This window comes from Lentzea rhizosphaerae (assembly GCF_042649515.1).
GTDB lineage: Bacteria > Actinomycetota > Actinomycetes > Mycobacteriales > Pseudonocardiaceae > Lentzea > Lentzea aerocolonigenes.
Window position 1 is genome coordinate 216,747 of the sequence record NZ_JBHRZI010000029.1, and the last position, 24,671, is coordinate 241,417.

The 24,671-nt window shown below is 67.1% G+C and carries 18 protein-coding genes and 2 tRNA genes; 10 read left to right on the forward strand and 10 right to left on the reverse strand.

The genetic code is table 11. The annotated features are described in order from the left end of the window. Positions 1 to 27 precede the first annotated feature (27 nt). Entirely contained in the window at positions 28 to 1,356 is a 1,329-nt protein-coding gene (locus ACFOWZ_RS33380) for a response regulator transcription factor (protein WP_382377936.1), read from the forward strand. Between the two features lie 222 nt (positions 1,357 to 1,578). Here ACFOWZ_RS33380 and ACFOWZ_RS33385 read toward each other — a convergent pair whose 3' ends face one another. Then, entirely contained in the window at positions 1,579 to 2,817 is a 1,239-nt protein-coding gene (locus ACFOWZ_RS33385; RefSeq protein ID WP_382377937.1) for a helix-turn-helix domain-containing protein, read from the reverse strand. Between the two features lie 29 nt (positions 2,818 to 2,846). On the opposite strand from ACFOWZ_RS33385, the gene ACFOWZ_RS33390 reads away from it, so the two are divergent. The 3 genes from ACFOWZ_RS33390 to ACFOWZ_RS33400 all read left to right on the forward strand — a co-directional run bounded on the left by ACFOWZ_RS33390 (position 2,847) and on the right by ACFOWZ_RS33400 (position 5,119). Next, positions 2,847 to 2,978, forward strand: coding sequence for a hypothetical protein (locus tag ACFOWZ_RS33390; RefSeq protein ID WP_382377938.1), 132 nt, complete (start codon positions 2,847 to 2,849; stop codon positions 2,976 to 2,978). Between the two features lie 117 nt (positions 2,979 to 3,095). Beyond that, complete coding sequence (locus ACFOWZ_RS33395) at positions 3,096 to 3,584, forward strand: PH domain-containing protein (protein ID WP_382377939.1); 489 nt, start codon at positions 3,096 to 3,098, stop codon at positions 3,582 to 3,584. Continuing rightward, the gene (locus ACFOWZ_RS33400; RefSeq protein WP_382377940.1) at positions 3,581 to 5,119 is read left to right on the forward strand and encodes a PH domain-containing protein; all 1,539 of its coding nucleotides are present in this window, start codon (positions 3,581 to 3,583) and stop codon (positions 5,117 to 5,119) included. Before ACFOWZ_RS33395 ends, ACFOWZ_RS33400 begins: the two co-directional genes overlap by 4 nt. Positions 5,120 to 5,121: 2 nt before the next feature. On the opposite strand, the gene ACFOWZ_RS33405 is transcribed toward ACFOWZ_RS33400, so the two are convergent. Beyond that, positions 5,122 to 6,057, reverse strand: coding sequence for a GlxA family transcriptional regulator (locus tag ACFOWZ_RS33405; protein ID WP_382377941.1), 936 nt, complete (start codon positions 6,055 to 6,057; stop codon positions 5,122 to 5,124). A gap of 71 nt (positions 6,058 to 6,128) precedes the next feature. Between ACFOWZ_RS33405 and ACFOWZ_RS33410 the strand changes: the two genes are divergently transcribed. Then, positions 6,129 to 7,394 (forward strand): MFS transporter, encoded by a 1,266-nt coding sequence (locus ACFOWZ_RS33410; RefSeq protein ID WP_382377942.1) that lies wholly within the window; start codon positions 6,129 to 6,131, stop codon positions 7,392 to 7,394. Here the strand turns inward: ACFOWZ_RS33410 and ACFOWZ_RS33415 are convergent. After that, positions 7,326 to 8,846 (reverse strand): helicase HerA-like domain-containing protein, encoded by a 1,521-nt coding sequence (locus ACFOWZ_RS33415; protein ID WP_382377943.1) that lies wholly within the window; start codon positions 8,844 to 8,846, stop codon positions 7,326 to 7,328. The genes ACFOWZ_RS33410 and ACFOWZ_RS33415 overlap by 69 nt on opposite strands. A gap of 72 nt (positions 8,847 to 8,918) precedes the next feature. Between ACFOWZ_RS33415 and orn the strand changes: the two genes are divergently transcribed. The 3 genes from orn to ACFOWZ_RS33430 all read left to right on the forward strand — a co-directional run bounded on the left by orn (position 8,919) and on the right by ACFOWZ_RS33430 (position 11,451). Next, positions 8,919 to 9,524, forward strand: coding sequence for an oligoribonuclease (gene orn, locus ACFOWZ_RS33420; RefSeq protein ID WP_382377944.1), 606 nt, complete (start codon positions 8,919 to 8,921; stop codon positions 9,522 to 9,524). A 65-nt stretch (positions 9,525 to 9,589) separates the two neighbouring features. Further along, positions 9,590 to 9,662: transfer RNA gene (locus ACFOWZ_RS33425), tRNA-His, on the forward strand. Between the two features lie 163 nt (positions 9,663 to 9,825). Then, on the forward strand, positions 9,826 to 11,451 hold the full coding sequence (locus tag ACFOWZ_RS33430; RefSeq protein ID WP_382377945.1) for an ABC-F family ATP-binding cassette domain-containing protein: 1,626 nt from the start codon (positions 9,826 to 9,828) through the stop codon (positions 11,449 to 11,451). Between the two features lie 4 nt (positions 11,452 to 11,455). Here ACFOWZ_RS33430 and ACFOWZ_RS33435 read toward each other — a convergent pair whose 3' ends face one another. Then, positions 11,456 to 12,586, reverse strand: coding sequence for a L,D-transpeptidase (locus ACFOWZ_RS33435; RefSeq protein WP_382377946.1), 1,131 nt, complete (start codon positions 12,584 to 12,586; stop codon positions 11,456 to 11,458). Between the two features lie 282 nt (positions 12,587 to 12,868). On the opposite strand from ACFOWZ_RS33435, the gene ACFOWZ_RS33440 reads away from it, so the two are divergent. Further along, a tRNA-Lys gene (locus ACFOWZ_RS33440) sits at positions 12,869 to 12,942 on the forward strand. 308 nt (positions 12,943 to 13,250) lie between these two features. Here ACFOWZ_RS33440 and ACFOWZ_RS33445 read toward each other — a convergent pair. The 4 genes from ACFOWZ_RS33445 to ACFOWZ_RS33460 form a co-directional block, all read right to left on the reverse strand. Continuing rightward, on the reverse strand, positions 13,251 to 13,760 hold the full coding sequence (locus ACFOWZ_RS33445) for a hypothetical protein (protein ID WP_382377947.1): 510 nt from the start codon (positions 13,758 to 13,760) through the stop codon (positions 13,251 to 13,253). Next, positions 13,747 to 14,184 carry a MarR family winged helix-turn-helix transcriptional regulator gene (locus ACFOWZ_RS33450; RefSeq protein ID WP_382377948.1) on the reverse strand — a complete coding sequence of 146 codons (438 nt, stop codon included), beginning with the start codon at positions 14,182 to 14,184 and terminating at the stop codon, positions 13,747 to 13,749. The genes ACFOWZ_RS33445 and ACFOWZ_RS33450 overlap by 14 nt, the downstream gene beginning before the upstream one ends. Before the next feature lie 298 nt (positions 14,185 to 14,482). Then, positions 14,483 to 15,271, reverse strand: a complete 789-nt coding sequence (locus ACFOWZ_RS33455) for a hypothetical protein (RefSeq protein ID WP_382377949.1) — start codon at positions 15,269 to 15,271, stop codon at positions 14,483 to 14,485. Then, positions 15,268 to 15,759, reverse strand: a complete 492-nt coding sequence (locus tag ACFOWZ_RS33460) for a SigE family RNA polymerase sigma factor (protein WP_382377950.1) — start codon at positions 15,757 to 15,759, stop codon at positions 15,268 to 15,270. Before ACFOWZ_RS33460 ends, ACFOWZ_RS33455 begins: the two co-directional genes overlap by 4 nt. Before the next feature lie 99 nt (positions 15,760 to 15,858). Between ACFOWZ_RS33460 and ACFOWZ_RS33465 the strand changes: the two genes are divergently transcribed. Beyond that, on the forward strand, positions 15,859 to 16,857 hold the full coding sequence (locus ACFOWZ_RS33465) for a BtrH N-terminal domain-containing protein (protein WP_382377951.1): 999 nt from the start codon (positions 15,859 to 15,861) through the stop codon (positions 16,855 to 16,857). A gap of 636 nt (positions 16,858 to 17,493) precedes the next feature. On the opposite strand, the gene ACFOWZ_RS33470 is transcribed toward ACFOWZ_RS33465, so the two are convergent. Beyond that, on the reverse strand, positions 17,494 to 17,985 hold the full coding sequence (locus tag ACFOWZ_RS33470) for a hypothetical protein (RefSeq protein WP_382377952.1): 492 nt from the start codon (positions 17,983 to 17,985) through the stop codon (positions 17,494 to 17,496). Between the two features lie 7 nt (positions 17,986 to 17,992). Next, entirely contained in the window at positions 17,993 to 24,667 is a 6,675-nt protein-coding gene (locus tag ACFOWZ_RS33475) for an RHS repeat-associated core domain-containing protein (RefSeq protein WP_382377953.1), read from the reverse strand. Positions 24,668 to 24,671: the final 4 nt, after the last annotated feature.

Below are 24,671 nucleotides of genomic sequence, written 5' to 3' on the forward strand. Positions count from 1 at the left end.
CTCGCCTCCGAGTGAGGGGGCTCGACCATGACGGTTCCCGGCAGGACTGCGGATCCGCGGTCCAACGCCGTGCACAACCTGCGCGAGGCGCGCATCGCGCTGGACGAGGGCAGGCCAGGCGATGCGTTGGAGTACGCGGAGAAAGCGGTTGCAGCGTTCACGTGGCTGGACGACGTAGAGGGCGTCGCGGAGGGCGTGCTGACGCAGTCCGTGGCGCTCGGCAAACGCGGGTTGTGGCCCAGCGCGCTCGACACGATCGACAAGGTGCAGGAGATCGCGGCGGCGAACCGCCACATCGGACTGCAGGCACGGTGCAGCTTTTCCCGTGCCGTGGTGGAACTCCGGCTCGACTCGCGGGAGCGGAGCTTTCACTCGTTCGCCCGCGCGCTGGGCCTCGCGGAGCTCACCGGCGACAGCGAGCTGATCGGCTCGGTGCTGTTCGAGCAGGCGAAGGTGCTGCGCGTGCAGTACCACGAGCACTGCATGATCCGGACCGCGGAGAACCGCTGCAGCCTCGACGGCGAGCCGTGCGTGCGCAAGCTCCGGCGCGCGGAAGCGTTGTGCGCACAGGTGCGCGACCGGTGGAAGCAGGTCGGCGACCCGGTGCGGATGGCGATGGTCAACGTGCTGCTGACACACGTGCGCATCGATCTGGGTGAACTTGACCGCGCGCACCGCAGCTGGCAGCGCGCTGACCAGTTGCTTGCCGGAAGGACCCGCCCGGTCGCGAGGGCGGAGGCGTTGATGGCGCGCGCCAGGCTGAGCGGGGCGCGGGGGCGCTACCCGGAGCAGATCACCCAGCTGACCCAGGCCGCCGAGCTCGCGATGAGCTGCCTGGCACGGGAAGTCGCGGTGCACGCGCACCAACAGCTCAGCGAGGCGCACGAACGGTCCGGCGACCTCGAACGCGCGCTGCGGCACGCACGCCTGCAGCTGGAGCAGTACCGGTTGTGGGAGCTGCAGGAAGGCCGCGACCTGCTCAGGATGCGCGAGCACGACCTGTCGTCACGACTCGTGGAACAGTTGGCGCACAGGCGTTTCGAGCCCAAGCGCGAGGACGCCGTGATGCGCGTCCCTCAGCCGGGAGAGCTGCACGACGCCGGTACCGCCGAGCACACGAACACCCGGATCGCCCGCGCGCTGCGGGCTGGGCTCACCAAGCGCGGCATCGAGGTGCTGCGACTCGTGGCCGCCGGCGCGAGCACCGCGATGATCGCGGAGACGCTCGGTCTGTCCCCCAAGACGGTGCAGAACCACCTCCAGCGCATCTACACGACCCTTGACGTCAAGGGTCGCGCTGGAGCCGTCGTGTGGTGGATGAGCTTGACCTCCACCGAGGCATCTATTGTCAAGTAATTGACAACTGCTCCGAGCAGACTGTCGATCAATCGCCCGTTCGGCCGCTTGCCGCCTACCGGATACTGCCGGTTCTTGGGTGTTTTACCCACGCTCACAGGGTGGAATTGGGTGATGTGAGGGGTATCCGGTGTGTGTCATGCTCCGTTAACAAGGTGTCCAGTTAACGAGCGAGGGGCGGTCATGACCGGGCAACGTCGCCCAGCCGCAGAGCTTGCGCCCTCAGTGCTTGCGCAGCGCGATGCGAGCCACGTCGCGCCACAGGAGCGGGTCGACGCCCTCGGGGTTGATGTGCTCCAGCAGCGCGGCCAGTGCCGTGCGCGCGGAGGCGCTGCCGTCCGGGTCGACCTCGTCCGCCGCCCGCACGAGCAGCAGGTGGCACCGCAGCTGCTGCTCGGCGTCGAGCTGTCCGGTGGAAAGCGCGCTCTCCGCGAGCTCACGCGCCCTGTCGACCTCGCCGTCGCGCAACGCGAGTTCCGCCCGCAACGCGCGGGCGTGCGCGAGCAGGCCGCCCTGCCGGCGCATCGCCGCGACGGTCGTCTCCACCTTGTCCAGCAACGCAACCACTTCGTCGAGGTTCGCGCCGGGCGTGCGCAATCCGATGGACGCGCCGGCCAGGCGAACCCGGCACCGGTACTCGGGATCGCCGTCGTAGTCGTCGAGCATCGCGACGGCCTCGCGGATGCAGTGCGCGGCCTGCGTGCGGTCGCCCAGCCGGTCGGCGACCTTGGCCCGCGCCCACCACGTGGAGATCGCGAGCCGGTCGCGCCCGAGTTCGGGCAGCCGCGCGGAAAGCTGGTCCACGACCTGTTCGGCGTCGGCGAGACGTCCGGCCGCCGTCAGCTCCGCGCACAACGAGATGAGCGCGCGCGTGTTGACCCGGCGCACCCGTTCGCCGTCACCGCTGGCCAGCTCTACGGCCTCCGTCGCGGCTTTCACGGATTCGGCCGTCCGGGCGAGGCGCCGCAACGAGGATGCGCGCAGGATCTCCACCAGCGCGTCCACCGCCGGACCGGGAGACCACGACTTGCGCAGCTTCGCCGCCGCCAGCAGCAGACCCTCGTGGTCGCGCTGCCTCGCCAGCATCACCAGGCGAGTCCACCGCACGCACCAGCCGAACATCTCCTCGTCCGACCGCTTTCCCAGCGTTTCCAGCAGGTCGACGGCCATCACCAGGTCGCCGTCGTGGTAGGCGAGCAGCGCCTCGCACCACGCCAGCGCCTCGTCCTGCATGGCGGTGCGGTCCTCGTCGACCATCAGCTCGGACGGGTCGACGCCGAGCACCTCCGCGAGCCTGCGCACGACGGCGGGCGACGGCACCCGTTCGCCGGACTCCAGCCGCGACACGTAGCTCATGGAGACACCGGGGCACGCGAGGTCCTTTTGCGACAGGCCGCGTTGCAGCCGGACCGCCCGCAACCGCGCACCGAACCTCGTCAACGACTTCCTGCCCTCATCCACGGCCGCCACCTATCGAACGGAGCACCTCAATGAAGTTGAACACTATCGCTCGAACCATCGCCGCGGTGATCCTCAGTTTGGGGGCGCTCGTGACGGTGGCGGGTGCGGCAACCGCCGACACCCCTGACACCTTCACACCCCCGTACTGCGCCAAGCCCTGATCGAACCGGCCGGTCGAGGTGGTCTTGCCTCCCTCGCAAGCAAGACCACCTCGCCGTCACCACCCGAATTGACCCACCTGGCCACACCACCAGGTGCGGGTGAGGCACCCTTGTGGGGTGACTCTGCAACTGCGCACGCCTCGTCACCAGGTGAGCCCGAAGTCCGTCCTGTTGTGGACGATGCAGGCAGCCTTCTTCTGGCTCGTGCTCCTCGTGCCACAGCTCGTCGTGTTCCTGCTGGTGAACGAACCGCCGACGTGGGAGCTCGCGCTCCTGATCGCCACGCTGGTCGTCGGAGTCGTGCACACCGCGGTCGAACCGACCTGGCGCTACCGCGTGCACCGCTGGGAGACGACGCCGGACGCGGTGTACACGCTCTCCGGCTGGCTGAACCAGGAGTGGCGCGTCGCCCCGGTCTCGCGGATCCAGACGATCGACACCAAACGCGGGCCGTTCCAGCAGTTGCTCGGCCTCGCGACGGTCACGGTGACGACGGCGTCGGCCGCGGGTCCCGTGGAGATCGAGGGCCTGGACCACGTGACGGCGCAGCAGCTCGTGGTGGAGCTGACGAACACCACGCAGGCCACGCCGGGTGATGCCACGTGAGCACTCCAGCCGAGCTGCCCGCCGCGCCGGAGTTCACCGAGCCGCTGGCCGAGTGGCACCGCCTGCACGTGCGGATGCTGGTCGTGCGTCCGCTCAACGAGGGCATCGCGATGCTGGTGCCGATCCTCGTGCTGCTGTTCACCGGCAACGGCGAGAAGTGGCGGCTGATCGCCAGCGGTGTCACCGTCGCGGCGATCCTCGCGTTCAGCTACTTCATCTGGCGCACCACGAAGTACCGCATCACCGACGACCAGGTCGAGCTGCACACCGGGTTGCTGACCCGCAAGCAGCTCGCGGTGCCGCGTGATCGCATCAGGACGGTCGACCTCACCTCGAAGCCGGGTCACCGCATCTTCGGGCTTTCGGCCGTGCGGATCGGCACGGGCCAGCAGGACACCCCCGGCACCGACGGCCTCACGCTCGACGCGGTGACGCAGGAGGAGGCCGAACGGCTGCGGGTCCTGTTGCTGCAGAAGACGGTCGCGCCGAGGACCGCGCCGGCGGGCGAGCCGCACGCGGTGCCGGTGCTGCCGGAGTCCGAGGTCATCTCGCAGCTCGACCTGAAGTGGCTGAAGTTCGCGCCGCTGTCGCTGTCGGGCCTGGTCGCGATCGGTGCCCTGTTCGGCGTGCTGTCGAACTACGCCGACGACCTCGGCCTGCACCCGGTGCAGGACCTGTGGGAGTGGCTGTTCGAGCACCCGAGCCTGACGTTGTTCGGCGCGTTCGCGGTGGCGCTCGTCGTGGCCGGGCTCGTGCTGTCGGTGCCGCTCTACGTCCTGCAGTTCTGGAACTACCGGCTGACCCGTGAGCCGGACGGAACCCTGCGGGTGCAACGAGGTCTGCTCACCACGAGGTCGGTTTCCGTGGAGGAGCAACGGCTGCGCGGCGTCGACATCCAGGAACCGCTGCTGGTCCGCGCAGGCAGGGGCGCCAAGCTGGCCGCGGTGACGACCGGACTGGGTTCGAAGGGCGAGAGCAACCTGCTGCTGCCGCCCGCGCCGTTGTCCGTCGCGCACCAGGTCGCCAGGGACGTGCTGAAGGTCGAGGACGACCCGACGTTGCGGAAGCTGCGCAAGCACCCGTTCGCCGCGTTGCGCCGCAGCATGGTCCGGCACGTGGTGCCGTGGATCGTGATCGCGGCAGGCCTCGCGATCTGGGCACCGTCGTGGGCGTGGCCGATCCCCGTCGCGATCATCCCGTTCGCCGCGCTGGTCGGCTGGGACAACTACCGCTCGCTCGGCAACGCCCTCGACGAGCGTTACCTGGTGACGCGCAACAACTCTCTCGTCCGCAGCACGGTCGCGTTGCAGCGCACCGGCATCATCGGCTGGCGCATCCGGAGGTCGTTCTTCCAGCGCCGCAGCGGTTTGATGACGATCGGCGCGACGACCGCGGCGGGTGCGGGCGTGTACCACGTGACGGACGTCGGCGAGTCCGACGGGCTGGCGTTGGCCGACGCGGCCGTTCCGGACCTGCTGCGCCCGTTCCTGGTCAAGACGTCCTCAGAGGAGTCCACTGTGGAGGATCAGGCCTAGCTTCAGGCCGAACGGAACGTCTGACGGTAGGCGCTCGGCGACACCCCGATCGACGCCGCCAGCTGCTGCCGCAACGCCGCTCCCGTCCCGAACCCCGCGTGCCTCGCGACCTGGTCGATCGGCAGGTCGGTGGACTCGAGCAGGTGCCGGGCGCGGTCGACGCGCTGCTGCGTCAGCCACTGGCCCGGTGACATGCCGGTCTCCGCGCGGAACCGGCGGGTGAACGTGCGCACGCTCATCCGCACCTGGCCGGCCATCGCGGCGAGGTCGAGCGGTTCTTGGAGGCGTTCCAAGGCCCACTCGCGGGCGAGCGCGGTGGACGTGTCCGGGTAGCTCGGCACCGGGCGGTCGACGAACTGGGACTGGCCGCCCTGCCGCCACGCGGGGACGACGCAGTAGCGGGCGATCCAGTTCGCCACCTCGCTGCCGTGGTCGGACCTGATGACGTGCAGGCACAGGTCGATGCCCGCGGCGACGCCGGCCGAGGTGAGGATGTCGCCGTCGTCGATGAACAGCACGTCCGGGTTGAGGCGCACCTTCGGGTACAGCGCGCGGAACTGGTCGGTGGTGCCCCAGTGCGTGGTCGCGGGCCTGCCGTCGAGCAGCCCGGCCGCGGCGAGCACGAACGCGCCGGTGCAGATCGACATGATCCGGGACGCGTTCGTCGTCGTGAGCGCCTCCCGGACGGCGGGTTCGAGCCTGCCTTCGCGCGCCGGCGGGTAGTGGGTGCCCGGCACGAGCACCGTGTCCGCGTCTTGGAGGACCTCCAAGCCGTGCTCGGGCGCGATGGTGAAGCCGCCGGTCGTGGGGATCGGGCGGCGGTCCGGCGAGCAGACGACGACCTCGTAGCGGTCCGCGAGCCGGGCGAACATGTGCGTCGAGCTGCCGATGTCGAACGCCACCGACTGCTCGAGCGCGAGAACGGCGATCCGGTGCATGGCCGGATTCTTTCACATGTTGGCCATCGGGCCACTGGTCGCAGGGTCGGCCATCACCGAACCTTGTCGGCGTGAGACTCCATTGGGCCTGGGTTGTCGCAGGTGTGTCCTTCATCGCCTTGGTGGGTGCCGCGTCGTTCCGCGCGGCACCCGGTGCGTTGATCGAGCCGTTGCGGGCGGAGTTCGGCTGGACGACCGGCACGATCTCGCTCGCCATCTCGATCAACCTGTTGCTGTACGGGTTGACCGCGCCGTTCGCGGCCGCGCTGATGGACCGGTTCGGCGTGCGGGTCGTGGTGACCTGCGCGTTGACCATGGTCGCCATCGGCAGCGGGCTGACGGTGTTCATGACGGCGTCGTGGCAGCTGGTCCTGCTCTGGGGTGTCGTGGTCGGGCTCGGCACGGGCTCGATGGCGCTCGCGTTCGTCGCGACGATCACCGGGCGCTGGTTCGTGCGGCACCGCGGCCTGGTCACGGGCGTGCTGACGGCGGGTGGTGCGGCCGGGCAGCTGGTGTTCCTGCCGACCGTGGCGTGGCTGTCCGAGAGCTACGGCTGGCGGCCCGCGTCGCTGGTGATCTGCATCGCCGCGCTGGCCGTGGTGCCGCTGGCGGCGTTCTTCCTGCGCGAGTACCCGCGGGACGTGGGGCTGTTGCCGCTCGGCGCGACCGAGGACACTCCCCCGCCGCCGTCCGGTGGTGCGGCTCGTCGTGCTCTGACCGCGTTGGGTTCGGCTGCTCGCACACGGCCGTTCTGGTTGCTGGCCGGTGGGTTCGCCATCTGCGGTGCGTCCACTAACGGTCTGGTGGGCACGCACTTCATTCCCGCTGCGCACGACCACGGCATGCCGACGACGACTGCGGCCGGACTGCTCGCATTGGTCGGTGTGTTCGACATCGTGGGCACTATCGCGTCCGGATGGCTGACGGACCGTGTCGACTCACGGCTGCTGCTCGCCGCCTACTACGCGTTGCGCGGCCTCTCGCTGATGCTGCTTCCTCAGCTGTTCGGCGCATCAGCGCACCCGTCGATGCTGGTGTTCATCATCTTCTACGGCCTGGACTGGGTCGCGACGGTGCCGCCGACCGTCGCGTTGTGCCGTCAGTACTTCGGCATGTCCGGGCCGGTGGTGTTCGGCTGGGTGTTCGCGTCGCACCAGCTCGGCGCGGCGCTGGCGGCGTCCGCGGCCGGGCTCACCCGCGACCACCTGGGCAGCTACGACCTGGCCTGGTACGTCGCGGGCGCCCTCTGCCTCGGCGCGGCCGTGCTGTCAGCGTCGCTTGCGCGAGGTGCCGAAGATGCCCCGCGTGATCTCGCGCGCCAGGGCGCTGCCGGCTGACCGCAGGAACGACTTGACGGCGCTGTTGCCGAGCACCTTCTCGACGAGTCCCGGTTCCTCCTTCTCGTGCCTTTGCGGAGGGGGTTCCGGGGCTTGCTGTTCTTGTTGGGGCGGCGCGACTTTCTGCATGAGCTGCTCATAGGCCGACTCGCGGTCCACGGTCTCGGAGTACTTGCCGTGGAGGTCGCTCTGCTGGGCCGCCTGCTTGATCGCGTCGTTGCCGATGGTGTCCATCAACGAGCGCGGCGCCCGCAGCCGAGTCCACGCGACCGGGGTCGGGGCGCCCTTCTCGCTCAGCACGGTGATGATCGCCTCGCCGATGCCGAGCGACGTAAGAGCCTTCTCCAGGTCGTAGTGCGGTGTGTTCGGGTACGTCTTCACCGTGCGCGACAACGCCTTCTGGTCGTCCGGCGTGAAGGCCCGCAGTGCGTGCTGCACACGCGCGCCGAGCTGTGACAGCACGTCGTTTGGAATGTCGGTCGGCAGCTGCGTGCAGAAGAAGACGCCGATTCCCTTGGACCGGATGAGCTTCACGGTCTGGGTGATCTGGTCGAGGAACGCCTTCGACGCGTTCGAGAACAGCAAGTGCGCCTCGTCGAAGAAGAAGACGAGCTTGGGCTTCTCGACGTCACCTTCTTCCGGCAGCGTCTCGAACAGTTCCGCGAGCAGCCACATCAGGAACGTCGAGAACAACGCGGGGTTGCCCTGCAGCTCGGCCAGTTCGAGCAGGCTGACGACCCCCTTGCCGTCGCGCTGCCGCATCAGGTCTGCCGGGTCCAGCTCCGGTTCGCCGAAGAACCTGTCGCCGCCCTGCGCCTCCAGGTTGACCAGGGCTCGCAGGATCACGCCCGCCGTCGAGCTCGACACGCCACCGATGCCCTTGAGGTCCTCCTTGCCCTCGTCGCTCGTGAGGTGCTGGATGACGCTGCGCAGGTCCTTGGTGTCGAGCAGCGGCAGCCCCTTCGAGTCCGCCCAGTGGAAGATCAGTCCCAGGGTCGACTCCTGGGTGTCGTTCAGGCCCAGCACCTTCGACAGCAGGATCGGCCCGAAGCTCGTGACCGTCGCCCGCAACGGCACCCCGATGCCGCCCGTGCCGATCGACAGGAACTGGATCGGGTACGACTGCGGCTGCCAGTCGTCACCGGTGTCCTTGGCGCGGGTGTCCGTCCGGTCGCTGCGCTCGCCTTCCCGCGACAGACCGGACAAGTCGCCCTTGACGTCCGCCATCAACACCGGCACGCCGTTGTTCGACAGCTGTTCGGCGAGCAGCTGCAACGTCTTCGTCTTGCCCGTTCCCGTTGCGCCCGCGACAAGTCCGTGGCGGTTGACCATGGACAACGGGATGCGGACGTGTGCGGTCGATTCGACTGCTCCGTCGACCAGCACAGCGCCGAGTTCGATGGCCGCGCTCTCGGACGCGTATCCAGCAGCGATCTCAGCTTGAGCCGTCATGCACGAGGAGCGTAACCAGGTTGCTGCACGCCGCCACTCGAAGTTGAGCCCCGGCGCAGTAATGTTCGAGGCGTGATGGATCGTCTGGTGTGGATCGACTGCGAGATGACCGGACTCGACCTGGGCAAGGACGCCCTGATCGAGATCGCGGCACTGGTCACGGACGCCGAGCTGAACGTGCTCGGCGACGGCGTGGACATAGTGATCCACGCGGATGACGACGTGCTCGCCTCGATGCCGGACGTCGTCATGGAGATGCACGCCAAGTCAGGCCTGACGGAGGAGGTGCGCGCCTCCGCGGTCTCGATGGAGGAGGCCGAGGCCGCAGTCCTGGCCTACATCAAGGAGTGGGTCCCGGACCCGCGGACCGCTCCGCTGGCCGGCAACTCCATCGCCACCGACCGCGGCTTCATCGCCCGCGACATGCCGGCGCTGGACGCCCACCTGCACTACCGCATGGTCGACGTGTCGTCGATCAAGGAGCTGTGCCGGCGCTGGTACCCGCGCATCTACTACGCGCAGCCGGGCAAGGGCCTCGCGCACCGGGCGCTCGCGGACATCGTCGAGTCGATCCGGGAGCTCGCGTACTACCGGCGGACGGCGTTCGTGCCGCAGCCCGGTCCGACGACGGAGCAGGCGCAGGCCGTGGCCGCTGAGCTGCTGAAAAACGCCGACTGACCCCCGATTTCAATATCGGTAGCTGTCGTTGCTATGCTTTCCCCGCCGGTGAACGCCGGTACGTGGTGGGTGTAGCTCAGCTGGCAGAGCACTGGGTTGTGATCCCAGGTGTCGCGGGTTCAAGTCCCGTCACTCACCCTGATAGCCGGATTATGTCTGCGGAATGCGCAGACATAATCCGGCTTCGTTGTGTTTTCTGGGGGCCAAGCCCCCAGACCCCAGCCGGGGGCTCCGCCCCCGGACCCCCAGCCCGGCTCGGCGCTTCGCGCCATCGCGGGCCATTTCATGCGCTGGAGTCGGTATGACCACGCTCGTCGCCAAGGATCTCGCCGCAGGTCACGGTGACCGAGTCCTGTTCTCCGGCCTCGACCTCGTGGTCGCCCCCGGTGACGTGATCGGCCTCGTCGGCGTGAACGGCGCTGGCAAGTCGACGCTGCTCCGCACGCTGGCCGGCCTCATCCCCGCCGAGTCCGGGCGCGTCTCGCTGAACCCGCCCTCGGCGAACGTGGGCCACCTCGCACAGGAGCCGGAACGTCTCGAAGGCGAGACCGTGCGGGAGTTCCTGGCCCGCCGCACCGGTGTCGCCGCGGCTCAGACGGCGCTGGACGTCGCCACCGAGGCGCTGACGGCGGGCAACGACGAGGGCTACTCCGAGGCGTTGGACCAGTGGCTCGCCCTGGGCGGCGCCGACCTGGAGGAACGGTCGCTGGAGGTCGTCGACGACCTCGGGCTGACCGTGGGCCTGGACGCGTTGATGACCTCGCTGTCCGGTGGCCAGGCCGCACGGGCGGGCATGGCGTCGTTGCTGCTGAGCCGGTACGACATCTTCCTGCTCGACGAACCGACCAACGACCTCGACCTCGACGGCCTGGAGCAGTTGGAGAAGTTCGTCACAGGACTGCGCGCCGGCACGGTCCTGGTGTCGCACGACCGCGAGTTCCTCGCCCGCACGGTGACGAGCGTGCTGGAGCTCGACCTGCACCAGAACCAGGTGAGGTTGTACGGCGGCGGCTACGAGTCGTATCTCGACGAGCGCGCGCGTGCCCGTCAGCACGCACGGGACGACTACGAGGAGTACGCCGACACCAAGGCCTCGCTGGAGACCCGCGCCCGCATGCAGCGGTCGTGGATGGAGAAGGGCGTGAAGAACGCCCGGCGCAAGGCGGGCGACAACGACAAGAACGCCCGCAAGTTCCGCGCCGACGCCACCGAGAAGCAGGCCTCGAAGGCCCGCCAGACCGACCGCATGATCGAACGCCTGGACGTCGTCGAGGAGCCCCGCAAGGAGTGGGAGCTGCGGATGGAGATCGCCTCCGCCCCGCGCTCCGGCGCCGTGGTGGCCTCCCTGCGCGCGGCGGTCGTCTCCCGCGGCTCGTTCACGCTCGGCCCGGTCGACCTGCAGATCGACTGGGCCGAGCGCGTCGCGATCACCGGCGCGAACGGCGCGGGCAAGTCGACGTTGCTCGCGGCGCTGCTCGGAAGGGCAGAACTGACGTCGGGCTACGCGACCCTGGGCTCCGGCGTCGTGGTCGGCGAGGTGGACCAGGCACGCGGCCTGTTCCTCGGCGACCTGCCGCTCGTGGACGCGTTCCAGGAGGCCGTGCCGGAGATGAACCCGGCCGACGTGCGGACGTTGCTGGCGAAGTTCGGCCTGAAGGCGGCCCACGTGCTGCGGACCGCTTCGTCTTTGTCGCCGGGCGAACGGACGCGGGCCGCGCTGGCGTTGCTGCAGGGCCGCGGGGTGAACCTGCTGGTGCTCGACGAGCCGACGAACCACCTCGACCTGCCGGCGATCGAGCAGCTGGAGGCGGCGCTGGAGAACTACCCCGGCACGCTGCTGCTGGTGACGCACGACCGGCGGATGCTGGAGGCGGTGCGGGTGAACCGTCACCTGACCGTGTCGAACGGCCAGGTGACGGTTTCCTAGGCTGCTAGCGGTTGCCCTGGACCCACGTGGCCCACGGCACCTGCCAGTCGCCGAAGCCGTCCCACGACTCCAGCACCGGACCGCCGGAGTTCTTGACGATCACGACGTCGCCCTGCTTGCTGTTGTCGAACACCCACTTGGCGTTCTCCGGCGAGAGGTTGAGGCAGCCGTGGCTCACGTTCCGGCGCCCCTGGTCCCCGATGGACCACGGCGCGCTGTGGAAGAAGATGCCGCTGTTGGACATCCGGTACGCCCAGTCGACCGGCGTGCGGTAGCCGCCGTTCTCCAGCGCCAGGCCGTACGTGGTCGAGTCCATGATCATGTGGCTGTGCTTCTCCATCAGCACGTACGTGCCGGTGGGGGTCGCGTCGGCCGGCTTGCCCATGGAGGTCGGCATGGTGCGCACGACCTGGCCGTTGACCTTGGTGACCACCTGGTGCGACTGGCCGTCGGCCTCGTGGATGACCTCGTCGCCGACCGTCGTGGTGATCGTGCGGTCTTCCTGGCCGTAGATGCCGTCACCGACGTGCTTGCCGTAGACCTTGATGTGCATGGTGATCTTGGTGCCCGACTTCCAGAACTTCTCCGGACGCCAGTGCACCTCCTTCTTGTTGAACCAGTAGAAGGCGCCCTCGACCTTGGGCTCGGTGGTGATCTCCAGCATCTTCTCGGCCGCGACCTTGTCGGCCACCGGCTCGTCGAAGTAGAAGGCGAGCGGCTGGCCCACGCCGATGGTGGTGCCGTCCTGCGGGTTCGTCGACACGTAGGTGAGCGTGCGCGGCTTCACCGTGGTGAAGGACGACTCCTTGGTCTGCGGCTTGCCGTCCTCGCCGGTCGCCGTGGCGACCAGCTTGTAGGTCTTCGCGTACCCGAGCGGCTCGGTGTTGGTCCACTGCGTCGACTCGGGGTTCATCTTCCCCTCGACGACCTTGCCCTCGGGGTTGGTCAGCTTGACGTCGGTCAGCTTCCCGTCGGCCGCGGTCGCGATGACCGGCAGGCCGGGTGACACGTCGGCCGCGCCGTTGTTCAACGCCAGCGTCAGGGTGACGGGCTTCGGCGGCGGAGGGGGAGCCGACGACTCACCCGCAGCGCCCTTGGCCCCCTCGTCTCCACCTGAACAGCCTGCGATCAGCATCACAGCGATTCCCGCTGCGACCACCCCACGACCGCGCCTGCCCCACATCCCCATCGACGTACTTCCGATCTACTTGTCGCCACTCCCGAGACTGCCTGCACGAAGTCGTTTCAGCGTCCCCCGATTAGGGGACGACAGGGGGTGGCCCGAAGTTGCGCGAGTGGCCGGATCGTTACGCTCCCGATGCACCCAAACCGGTGCTGACCAGCCGATTGGGAGCGTGCGTTCGGCGTGTGCTAACGTTCTCCACGTCGGAACGGCAAGTGACCGACACACAAACAAGCGCCGCTAGCTCAGTTGGTTAGAGCAGCTGACTCTTAATCAGCGGGTCCGGGGTTCGAGTCCCTGGCGGCGTACTCCGGAGAAGCAGGTAGAGATTCGTCTCTACCTGCTTCTCTGCATTCCTGCGATCTCATCTTCATTCTCCGGTTCCACCTTGTGGATCATGGTTTGCGAGCCCGAGGTGAGCTCGCGTCGGCACGAACCTTCGAGATGCGAAGACCGTCCAGTCAGTCCTAAGTAGACTTACTTGTGCCGGTCCTTTCGCCGCTTCGACTTTGACCGACTCGCCAGCCCGGCCGCTGCCGCGGCCGCCGGCTTCGAGCTCAGGCCCGCCGTCGCTGGGTACACCTCGACCGGGGGTGTTCGGCTCGCGCGATGCAGTTCAGCTGGTGGCATGCGAACCGTGATCACTGACCTGGGCGTCGAACCAGGCGTGGAGGGCGTCGCGGAGCTCGGCGTCAGTGGTGGTGTAGGTGGCGCGTGCGCCGTCCGTGGTGTTCTGGTACTCGATGGCGATTCGCCCGTCGTGAGCTCGAAGCGCTGCCAGCCCTGGCATTTCCTTGCCGTGGATGCGGGCAGGATCAGTGAAGTCGCCGCGGCGGAAGCGGTCCGCCTCCGCCGTCAGGTGTTCCCGGATGAGGGTGATCTGGGCGGTGTCCTGCGGGTCGTCGGCGACCACGGTTTGCACTCCACCAGTATCGGTCTTGGTGAAGTGGTGGGTGGTGCGTTCCAGGTCGAACGGCATGACAGACGCGCCCCGTTCGGCGACCTCGGCCTGCCGGTCGGCAGGCGCCGCCACCGGCGGCGAGTTGCCCGCGCAGCCGGTGCTCAGCACGGCCACAGCGGCAGCGGCCACCAGGAGCCGGGCCTTGGGGCGGTCAAGACGGTTCAACAGTGGCCTCCGCGAGGATCTGGAGCGCGCGCACCACGGCGGCGCGTTCGTCGACAGGTACGCGATCGAGCAGAGCGGCGAGCCGGTCCCGGCGGGCGTCGGCCTGAAGAGCGGCGGCTGTGGCACCTGCGTCGGTGAGCACCAGCAGCACGCCGCGGCCATCGCCGTCAGCCGCTTCACGGTGCACCCAACCCCGGCCGGCCAGGTTGGTGACCAGGCGACTGACCGTGCTCTTCTCCAACCGCAACCGGCGAGCCAGTTCCACCTGACGGATCTGCCCTTCCCGGGCGATCTCCACCATGGCGTGCGCCTCCGAAACTGGCAGCGGTTGCCCGCACGGTGTGCGGTCGGGCTGGTGGAGGCCGAAGTTGCGGACGAATCGCATCAGCGCCTCCTGCGCCGCGTCCGTCTCCCCGCTCTGCATGGTTCGAACGTACAACCAGATGGTTCGAGGATGCAACCATCTCTCTGCAGAAGGCTGCGGCAGCCTCCTTTTCGACGAAGAGGCCGGAGTTCTCGGTCTCCACCCACACAAGTGGCTCGTACTCCGGGAACCGCAACTGGGGTGAAGGGGCCGGCGATACCCGCGTGCGCACCAGCCGCTGCAGGCACGACCAAGCGTGGCTTCTTCACGCGTAGCCGGCACCTGAAGGGAACCTTCATCCAGAAGGAAGCTGCATTTCGACGAATGGCCGGCCACCGAGGTGGCCAGCCATCACGGATCACCACTTGTCGGACGTGGCGATCGCCTTCATCTGCTCGAGGGTCAGCGGCGGCTGCGGCGCGTGGAACTTGCCGCCCGGCGCGCCGATCACAGTGCCCGCGGGGTCCTCCTGGTTGCTGACCTGCACGCGGATCATCGTCCCGTCGGGCCGCTTGATGCACGCCATGTACGACAGTGCGCCGGGAGCCATCCGCGCTGTCTCGGTCGCCAGCTCGGAGCCGTCGGGCAGCGTGCTGACCACGCAGTCCACCGGGTGGTAGGTCCTGCACGACGAGCGGGGTGCGGTGTCGCCGGCGGGGTGGACCACCAGGCTGAAGCTCCCGGTGACGCCTGCCGAGGTCAGAGTCCCGCCGATGAGCGCGTAGGTGGGGTAGTTCGGGTCCAACGTCTCCGGGATGAGCTGCACCGTCCCAGGAGGTGCGTTGTGCCCAGAGGTCACGGGTGCCGTTGAGAAGGTGTGTTTCTGGGTCACGTCGACCGTCGCAGTGTCGCCGAGCACCACCTTGAACCGGGCGGCCAGGTCGTCCGGTGTGGCGGGGACCGGGTTGCGCGCCGTGGTCGTGGCCGGTGCCGGGGTCGGTGGGCCGGCGGCTGGTGTGCCGGAGTTGGCGGGCACGAGCCACACCGCGCCCGCGAACAGGGCCGCCACCGCGACGACGGTGGCTGCCACGGGGACCAGCCGCACGGCTCGCCGCGGCCGCACGACCGGCGCCACGCCCGCGGCTGCGGCGTCGACGCGTCGTTCCAACTCCGCGAAGGCGTCGTGGAGGGTGCGAAGGTCGCTCATGAGGTCTCCTGGAGGTTGGGTGCGGTGGCCGTGAGGTCGATGCGCAGAACGGTGAGCGCCCGGTGGATCTGGCTGCGCACTGTCGGCTCCCGGCACCCCAGCTGTGTGGCGATCTCCCTGTCGGACAGGCCGGCGTAGTAGCGCAGGACCACGGCCGCGCGTTGCTTCTTCGGCAGGCCGGCGAGGCGGTTGATCATCGCGTCCCGCTCGGCCCGCTCGTCCGCGCCGTCGGAGATCACCGACGGCTCGACCTCGGCGCGCGGGAACGTGCGGCTCAGCATCCTGCGCCAGGACAGGTACTCGTTGACGATCATCCGCCGCACGTAGGCGTTCGGCTCCTCCATCACCGAGATCCGTTCCCAGCGCTCGAACGCCCGGCCCAGCACGTCACTCACCAGGTCCTCGGCCAGCCACGTCCGGCAGGTCAGGACCATGGCGAACCGCATCAGCGCAGGACGCTGCCTCGCCACGTACTCAGCAAACTCCACCGGCCACTCCCGATCGTCGCTCGACCTCGATTTCGCACCCCTAATGGAGAAGTGGCCCCCAACGTTGCATCCGATCTCCCAGGAGTTGACCCTCACACCGTGAGAGGGTCGAACATGGACCGCGTGATCATCGAGAACGTCTCGTTCCCCGGCGGCCTGCACTGCGAGACCACCACGCTCGGCGCCCTGTTGCGCCACGAGGGTCTCGAACTGTCCGAGCCGATGCTGTTCGGCCTCGGCGAGGGGCTGGGCTTCGTGTACTGGGACGCGAAGAACATGGACTTCCCGTTCCTCGGCGGTCGGGTCAAACCGATGGCGCTCACCCGGACCGCCGCGGGCCGGTTGGGCCTGACGCTGGACGTCCAGGAGACCGCCTCACCTCGCAAGGCCTGGCAGAACGTGACCACCGCGCTCGCCGCAGGACGGCCGGTCGGCCTCCAGCTGGACTGCTACCACCTGGAGTACTTCGGCACGAAAGTGCACTTCGGGGGCCACTTCGTCGCGATGTGCGGCTACGACGACACCCACGCCCACCTGATCGACACCGCACAGCAGGGCGGCGCCGTGACGACCACGCTGGCGAGCCTGGCACGGGCACGCGGCGAACGAGGGCCGATGACCGCCCGCAACCTCTCGTTCACGATCACCGGCTCCCCCACCCTCGACCTGGGCGACGCCGCCCGGAAAGCGATTGCCGGCAACGCGCGTGCCTTCCTCAACCCGCCCATCGCGAACCTCGGCCACCGCGGCATCGGCAAGGCGGCCCGGCAGGTGACGAAGTGGCTCGACCGCTCCCGCGACCCGGCGCACGACCTGCCGCTGGCCGCGACGCTGATGGAACGCGGCGGCACCGGCGGCTCGCTGTTCCGCGCGCTGTACCGCGACTTCCTCGCCGAAGCCGCCGAGATCACCGGCGACGACAACATCCGCCTCGGGCACCGGCTGTACGCCGAGATTGCTCCGTTGTGGACCGAAGTAGCCGACCTCGTGGCGGCCGCGGGAAAGACGGGTGACCCTGCTCACCTGGCCCGCGCCTCGGAGCTTCTCCGGGAGCTCGCGGAGAGGGAGCGCCACGCGATGCAGATGCTGGTCGGCTGACCGAAGTCGGCGCACCGTCCGGAGCGTGATCTGGGCCCCGGTTGTCCCAGTTCTCCGAGTGCTGCGCCGCCTCCGGTCTGCCCGAGCTGGAACGTCTGGCCACCCACGGTGTCGGCCTGGTGCGCTGAGATCCTCGCCTTCATCGACACCGACACCGGATCTAAGGGCACCAGCCACGTCATCAAGACCGTCGCTCGCGACGCCTACAGCTTCCGCAACCCCCGTCAACCAACGAACCCGATGAGCCACCACCCGACGAGGATTCGGATGCCTCAACCGCGCTCAACTTCGATGAGCTGTGATCGCTCGCTGCACAGACTTAGGGCCAGACACGTTCACCGTGTCTGGCCCTAAGCTCACCACCCGCTGGCCTACAGGATCAGACTCTAACCGTCTCGGCTGGCGGTGTTACCGCCATTTAGGGTTGCGATCGGGACCAAAAGAACCGAACAAGGTCTGTAGCGCAGCCGGATGAACGACCAGACGTCGCCGCCTGCCACTAGCTCCAGCTTGGGCATTGCTATCACCACAAGCCGTGATCACCTCCTATCAGACTGCGACCGAACACGGTAAACGCGTCCGGTCGCAGTTTCTGGTGACACAGGTGCACAATGCTAAAACACGACGAACCGGACGTTAATCGCGACGGTCAGTCGTGCGCACGCCGTCAAAGTCGGCAGCCACCTCACGTATGTCCACATCAGACGACATCGAAGCAGCGTTCACCAAATAATCCAGGAGCTCCCAATCCTTCATTATTACAAGTAGCTCCGCAATCCTTCGATAAGCCTCATAATCACTCTGCCGATCAGCGGTCAGACGCTCGACATGGACGGCAATTTGGGGCTTCAACAACTCACCTGGAACACGGAGAATGCATTTTCTGACCTCTCCGATGAGCGAGTGCGAAACACTGGCCAATTCAAACAGCTCCGGCAACAACTGCGAACTGATTTCCGGACCGCTCGACCCCAGCACCGCAAGAGCTGGCCGCCGCCACGGCAAGCGATTCAGCCCTTCACGAAGGACTTCCACCAGGTCGACTTTTCGGAGATCCGCCATTGCCGTGCGATAAATATTCTCCGCCTGCACAAATGCGAGCCAAACAACCTCATCCCGCCCATCCATGCTCCACCTACTTCTTCTTGCCCGCACGAGCCCATGGCAACCCTCTGAATCCTTCAATGAACTCCATGGGCTTCATTGGCCGAGTCGGAAATACTGTGTGGTGCGTCGGCGGCTGCAAGGAGCCAGGCAAAACATCACTACCATCAGCAACAACGCCGAACCCATCAGGCAGCCGGGTCCCCTGCGGAATCACGTGATAGAGTCCAGTCAACGGAGCCTGCGCTGGGTCACCAAACGTCGAAGCCCCCAAAGGCGACGGCCCCGATTGTGGAATAACCATGCCATCCGCGCCAACTTCGAAATCAATCCCTTCTCGCGGATCCCTTGGACCCGATGCGTTCCCGAACGCATGAAGATCGACTGGTGTCTCTCCACAGTTGTGAGCGAGGACGGATGTCGTGCCCGCCGCCACATAGTAGGTGTGTTCGCCGCTGACGGTCAGGTTGTGCACCCGCTGCACCGCGGTCCGCTGCCGCACCTGGACGACCTGCACCCAGGTACCGGAGGAAGTCTGCAGCCAGACCCCGGCAACGAGCTTGTCCGCTCGCACCCAGTCCTTGAGCTCCGGCAACCAGAACCGGTGCCCGTCGGTGGCGACGATCTTCTCGGCCTGACCAGCGACAGTCAGCTCCACGAGGTTCTTGGAGCCATCACCGACGATGGTCCGCACCACATCCTGACCCCGGCTTTGGCCAGTTTCGGGATCTGTGGCAAGAAGCTTGTCGCCTAGCTTGATCTGCTCGATCGGTTTCGACGAGCCGTCTGCCATCAACACCCGCGTACCTGGCACAAAACTGTTGACCAGACACGCGGTCGCAGTCTCAGCGACCTCCTCGGCCTTGTCCTCGATCTTCCGAAGCCGAGCCCACGAGTCCTTGATCTTGTCGATGATCCGGTTGGCCTTCATGATCGCCTTGGCGATCCGCTCCCCGGCCTGCACCAGCTTGAACGCCTTCGCCCACGGCACCAGACTGACGCACGCCAGGATGTCGAACTGCGTGAAGCAGTTCTTGACATCGTTGATGCCCGTCAGATCCATCAACAGCTCAGGAAGCTCCGCGACGACGACGTCCCACCACGACTGCGAGCTGTTCGCCTCGCGCAAATACTCCTCGTACTTGTCCTTACCACCCGCAGCGTCATAACGAGCCTGCTGCTGAGCGTGGTACGCGGCGTGAGCCTTCTTGCGCTTGTTGTAGGCCGTCGGGTAGGCGGCCGCGTATGACTCGTCACCTGCGGGGTCATTGCCGATGATGATGTTGCGTTCGGTGTCGATGCCGTAGTCGTGGCCGTCGGGGCCGGTGCCGCCCACCAGGTACATGCCTGACGGGTCGCTGAAGGTCACCGGGTTGTTGTTGCTGTAGGAGTAACCGTTGACCTGCTGCGGGTTCGCCGTGTTCATGATCGGGTCATCCGACAGGAACCGGCCGGTCGCCGGGTCGTACTCGCGAGCACCGAGGTGAGTCAGGCCCGAGGTGTCACGGGTACCGCCGACGAAGCCCTTGTCGTCGGGCCAGCCTCCGCCGTTTGGGCCGCGGGCCTTGCCGAACGGATCGAAGTACTGACGCTGGTACGTCAGGTCCCCGGCCTTGACCGAGAGCGTCGGCGTGCCCTGGTGGTCACTGACCTCGTAGGACAGCCGGCCGTTCGAGTGGCGTACCGCCACCACGGTGCCGCCATGCGCGTAGTACCGCTTGCCGGACACCTGGTTGGTCGCATCATCCTTGACCAACTCCATGCCCTCAGGCAGGTAGAGCGTGGTGCGGCCCGGTTCGCGCTTGATCAGACGGCCGCCGTCGGCGTCGTACAGGTACGAGGACTCCTTTCCAGAAGCCTCGACCACCTTGGCGGTGCGACCCTCGACGTCGTAGGAGATCGTCTGGGTATTACCCGCGACCTTGCGAGTGCGGGTGTTGCCCGTCTTGTCGTAGCCGAACTCGTCACGGGCGGTACCGGACGGTCCGATCTCGTCGATCGAGCGGACCACGTGCGGCTGGTTCGCCGGATCGTAGTTGTACTTGCGGCTGACCACGCCCGACGTCGTGGTCGTGCGCTCCAGCGTCCGGTTGCCGATCCTGTCGTACTGGTACTCCTGCTCGTACGGGGCCACACCACCGACAGCAGTCGTTGCGCAGTCACCGGAGCTGGGCGTGAACGCCTTGGTCAACCTGCGCAGGTTGTCGTAGCGGAAGCACTGGGTGTCCCACGCCGACTTGTTGCTCGGCTCGTCCGCGATCCTCGTGACGTTCCCACCGGTGTCGTAAGAGTACTTCCGGTTGGAGATCCGGTAGTCGGTGTCTCGCGAACGGTCCACGATGGACTGTTCGAGCCGGCGGCTGCCCTCCTCGAAGTAGTTCGTCAGCCACAGCTGGTCGGGGCTCTGGTCGGCACCGAGGGTCAGGCGCAGCGTCTCGCCGAACTTCGAGTAGATGTGCTCGTTCACATAGGTGTTCAGGCCGCCCGTCTTGATCGGCGCGCCTTGGTCGTTGTAGGCCGTGGAAACCCTTTCCGCAGCCAACCCGCCGGCGGCTGGTGACTGCGTGAAGAGGAGTGCACCGCTGACCGGCGTGTAGTCGCGCTCGAACCTGTAGGTCCGGCCGCCCAGGGCCCCTTCGGACGCAGGGATCTCGACCTCGGACTGGAGGATGCGGCTGTAGTCGTCGTACTGGGTGATCCGCTGGACGTACGCCTGTCCTCCGGAGAACCGGGTGGCCGAGTCGAGCAGCCCCTTCTTCTGTCCGTCGTACGTCCACTCCGCAAGCTTCGTCCCGCCGGAGAGCATCTGGGTCTTGCGGCCGAGCTGGTCGTACTTGAACGACACCGACCGGCCTTCGCTGTCGGTCGTCTTCACAACCTGGTCGAGATTGTTGTACTCGACAGTGGTGGTACCGCGGTCCGGGTCGGTTTCCTTCCACTTGCGGCCCAGCAGGTCGTACTCGTACGACCACTTGTTGCCTGCGGGATCGGTGACCTGCTCCAGCTGGCCCTTGAAGTTGAACTTCGACTTCGTGCTGTCGGCGCCGAGGCCGTCGTGTTGGAGCCGTTCGATCTCGCGGCCGTGTGCGTCGGTCACGACGGTCGTCGGGACCTGCCCCGGCGGCGGCGTCACGTGGACACGGTCGCCCGCGTAGACCGTGGTCGTGCTCCACTGGGGCGTGCCGAACTTGTGGTACGCCACGCTGACAGGGCGGGACAGTTTGTCGTACTTGGTGACCTCCTGGTTGGGGACCTGCGCGTCCAGCACCACGAGCAACTTGCCGTCCGGCGGCTGGTTGTTGAAGAACGCGTTGTTGGTCTTGGTGACGAGACCGCGCGAGTCGTAGAAGGAGTCGGTGATGACCCGTCCGAGCTCGCCGGCCTTCTGCTCACCGTCTGGAGTCTGGGTCTGCCGGGGACGCAGCAGGCCGTCGAAGATCTTGTACGAGACGTTGTACCCCTCGTCCCGCTCGCGCAACGACTTCGAGACCTCCACGACGGTCGCGGTCGATTCGTCGTAGATGTACTCGTACATCGCACTCGGGCTCAGATCACGTTCGCGGTGCGGCAACCAGGTGTGGGTCAGCCTGCCGAGCGCGTCGTACTTCGCGTCGATCCGTTCACCGTTGGCGCCGATCTGGGCGACCGGCAGTCCGAGCGCCGGGTCGTACTCGACGACCGAGACGTGGCCCTTGGCGTTGGTGGTGGTCACCTTGCGCACCGGGAAGCCGAACGCGGGCTCGCTCACCGTGTTGATCTCACCGAGTCCGGGATCGGTCGTCTTCTTGACCCGGCCGTAGATGTCGTACTCAGTGGTCGTGACCGCTTGGTACGCGCGAGGGCTCGTACGCTCGCCGTTCCACCGCGACGCGGTGGTCACGAGGCCTTTGGTCGGCGCCTCCCCGAACGACTTGCCATCATAGGCGGAAACCGTGTCACTGATGGTGTTGTCATCCGTTGCGGCAACGTCGCATTTCGCGGCGTAGGTGAGGATCCGGCTGGCGTAGTTCCACATCCACGCGGCCTCGTTGGCCACATAGCCGGTGATCGTGCACCGTTCGTCACCGGTGACGTCGATGTCACCCTCGTCCTGGACGGTGAGGGCGCGGCCGTGAACATCATCGAACGTCGTGCTCGCCCGTTTGGTCCGCCACCGGTCAGCACCGAGGTGGTTCGCGGTCGTCACGGTCTTGGTGTTGAGCAGCAACGCCCTGTCGTCACCGTTGAGCGCGGTGGGCGGTGACATCCACGGTTCGCTCGTGGTCTTCGAGTGCACCGCGTTGCCGTTCTTGACGATCGTCTTCCACTCGAAGCCCTTGAGACGCTCGACGTCCTCGATCCGCTCACCGTCGTACTCGACCCAAGCATCGCGCTTGCCGTCCGGCTCCGTGTCGCCGTCCATGCCGCGCAAGTAGATCTTTTCGGTCACCGGCCGATCCGGCTCGTTGACGTCACCGGAGATCGTGCGGACCTTGTTGTAGCCGCGCCACTGCGACCACGTCCGGTACTTCGCATCGGCGAAGTCGTTCTCGTCGTAGTGCCACAGCGGAGCATTCGCGATGCTCTCGTACTCGTAGTAGACCTTGGTCTGCTCGCTGAGCTCACGAACCCGGTCGTCCGCGATCACCGCGCGCACCACGTACTTGTGGAACCAGTGCAGCTGTGGCTCCAGGGCGCCTTCCGGAGTCCAGTACGACGGGAAGCACCGCAGCGTGTTGAGGTGCGCACTCTCCTTGGTGGGCATGCGCTGGCCGGGAATGCAGTCCTTGTCGGTGTACTCGACCTCGGTGATGCCACCTGCCTCGTGCTGGACACGCTTGATCCGGCCGCGCAACAGTGGCGGGTACTCGTCGCCATCCACCCGGTTCGCCAGCGTGATGCGCTCGAACTTCGTCGGAGGCAACGACTTCTGCTCACCCACCAGGCCGGTGTGCTTGATGCTGTCCAGCCACAGCGCCGGGTCGAGACCGTCGTTGGACGGCGGGAAGCTCTGGCCCAGCTCCCACTGATCGACATCGCGCCACTCCGCCGCAACGCTCTCCCTGCGCACCTGGGTGCTGATCTTCGTCAGACGCAACTGCGAAAAGAACGTCGGCGAATACTGGTTCTCGCACCTCGCACCAGGCGCGCAGATCTGGTCGAACGGCAGGTCCGGCCACTGCTTCGCGTTGTCCTTGTTCAACTTGCTCGGGTTGCAGTCGAAACCACTCGACGGGACACACCGCTCCGAGTAGTGGAACTGGACCCGTCCCGGTGCAGGCGCGTTCTCATCCGAGCTGTGCAGGCCGTAGTCGATCCGGTGCAGTCGTCCGGCACGGTCGTACTCGACGCCGTCGGCAGCGTCCAGGTTGCGGCCGTACCGGTTCTTCTCGGTCTGGTAGTAGAACCGGCTGACGTTGCCCTTGGGGTCCACCACGTAGTCGACGTTCCACCGCCATGCCTGGCGGCACGACAGCTCCTTGAACGGCTTGCCCCGCACCCAGCACGGCTCACCGGGGTGGTTGCCGAACACCGGCACGGTCCACGTCGACTCGGCTTCACGGGAGCCCAGGAAGTACTGGGTGCCATTCGGCGTCGTGACCTTCCAGAACTCGCCGTTGTCGTCGCCGCCCGCCACCGGCGCGCGGTTGAGGCGCTCGATCATGGAACCGTCGTCGTTCTTGGCCCGCCACTGGTTCGTGCCGGGGATGTTCACCAGTTCCGAGGAGATGCCGGCGAGCTGGATGGTGGCGTTGTCCGTCGCCCAGCACAGGTCGGCCGTTTTCTGCTGGCCGATCGTGGTGTTCACATCCTCGCCGCAGCCCTTGTACCGGCGCTCGATGAACCCGCCCGCGCTGAGATCCCACCCGTCACCGACGGATGACGCCTGGTTGTTCGTCGCGCTGGTGCGCCCGTCGACACCGCTGGACGAGTAGCCCAGCGCCACCTGTGGTGCGTTTCCACCGACGGAACCCGGCAGTTTGATCGGGTAGTTGTAGGTGAAGTCACCGCTTGAACCACCTGCTGACCAGCTGCCCGCAGGAGACAGAGTGGTCGCCTGGAACGAGCCACCCGCACCACCCGCAGCAGGCTCGGCCGCCAGCACCATCGGCCCCGAGGTGGCAGTGACGTCCGTTGCGGTCAGTATCTTGGCTTTGACGTCGTTGCGTGACGCCAATGGCGTCCGGGTCCTGCACTCTGCCTTGTCCGGTGTGGACAGAGCACACTCCGGCAGCTGCACGAGCCGCAGCCGCGAGCCGTAGTCGCCGCCGTAGGCGTTGTCGAAGCCGGTGTAGTCGAGCTGAACCGACGTCTTGCCGGGCGACTTGCCTGCCTTGTCGGACACCTTCAGCACTACACCGGCCACACCGACCTTCGCCGACGTGTCCTGGCTGAACGTTTCGACCCGCACCGGGGTCGCATCCGCCTTGCTGACCTTGATCGGGGAAATGCCCGCCTGCCGGAATTCACCGGGGGCGGCGACGTCCGACTTGCTCGGCACAGGCCAGGTGACCTTCGCGACCGGCTCGTTGGTCGCCGTGATCTGGTTGACCGGCCGCAGCTTCGCGGGCTCGCCAGGAACGTTCTTCTCGGTCTGGGTGGCGGGTTTGCGCACGTCTCTGCCCGTGGTCTGGGCAAGCGCCGGCGTCGGGGTGACGACACCAGCGATCATGACCCAGCCCAGAGACAGGGCTAGTGCGCGTGACCACTTCGCGTGAGCACGCATGAAT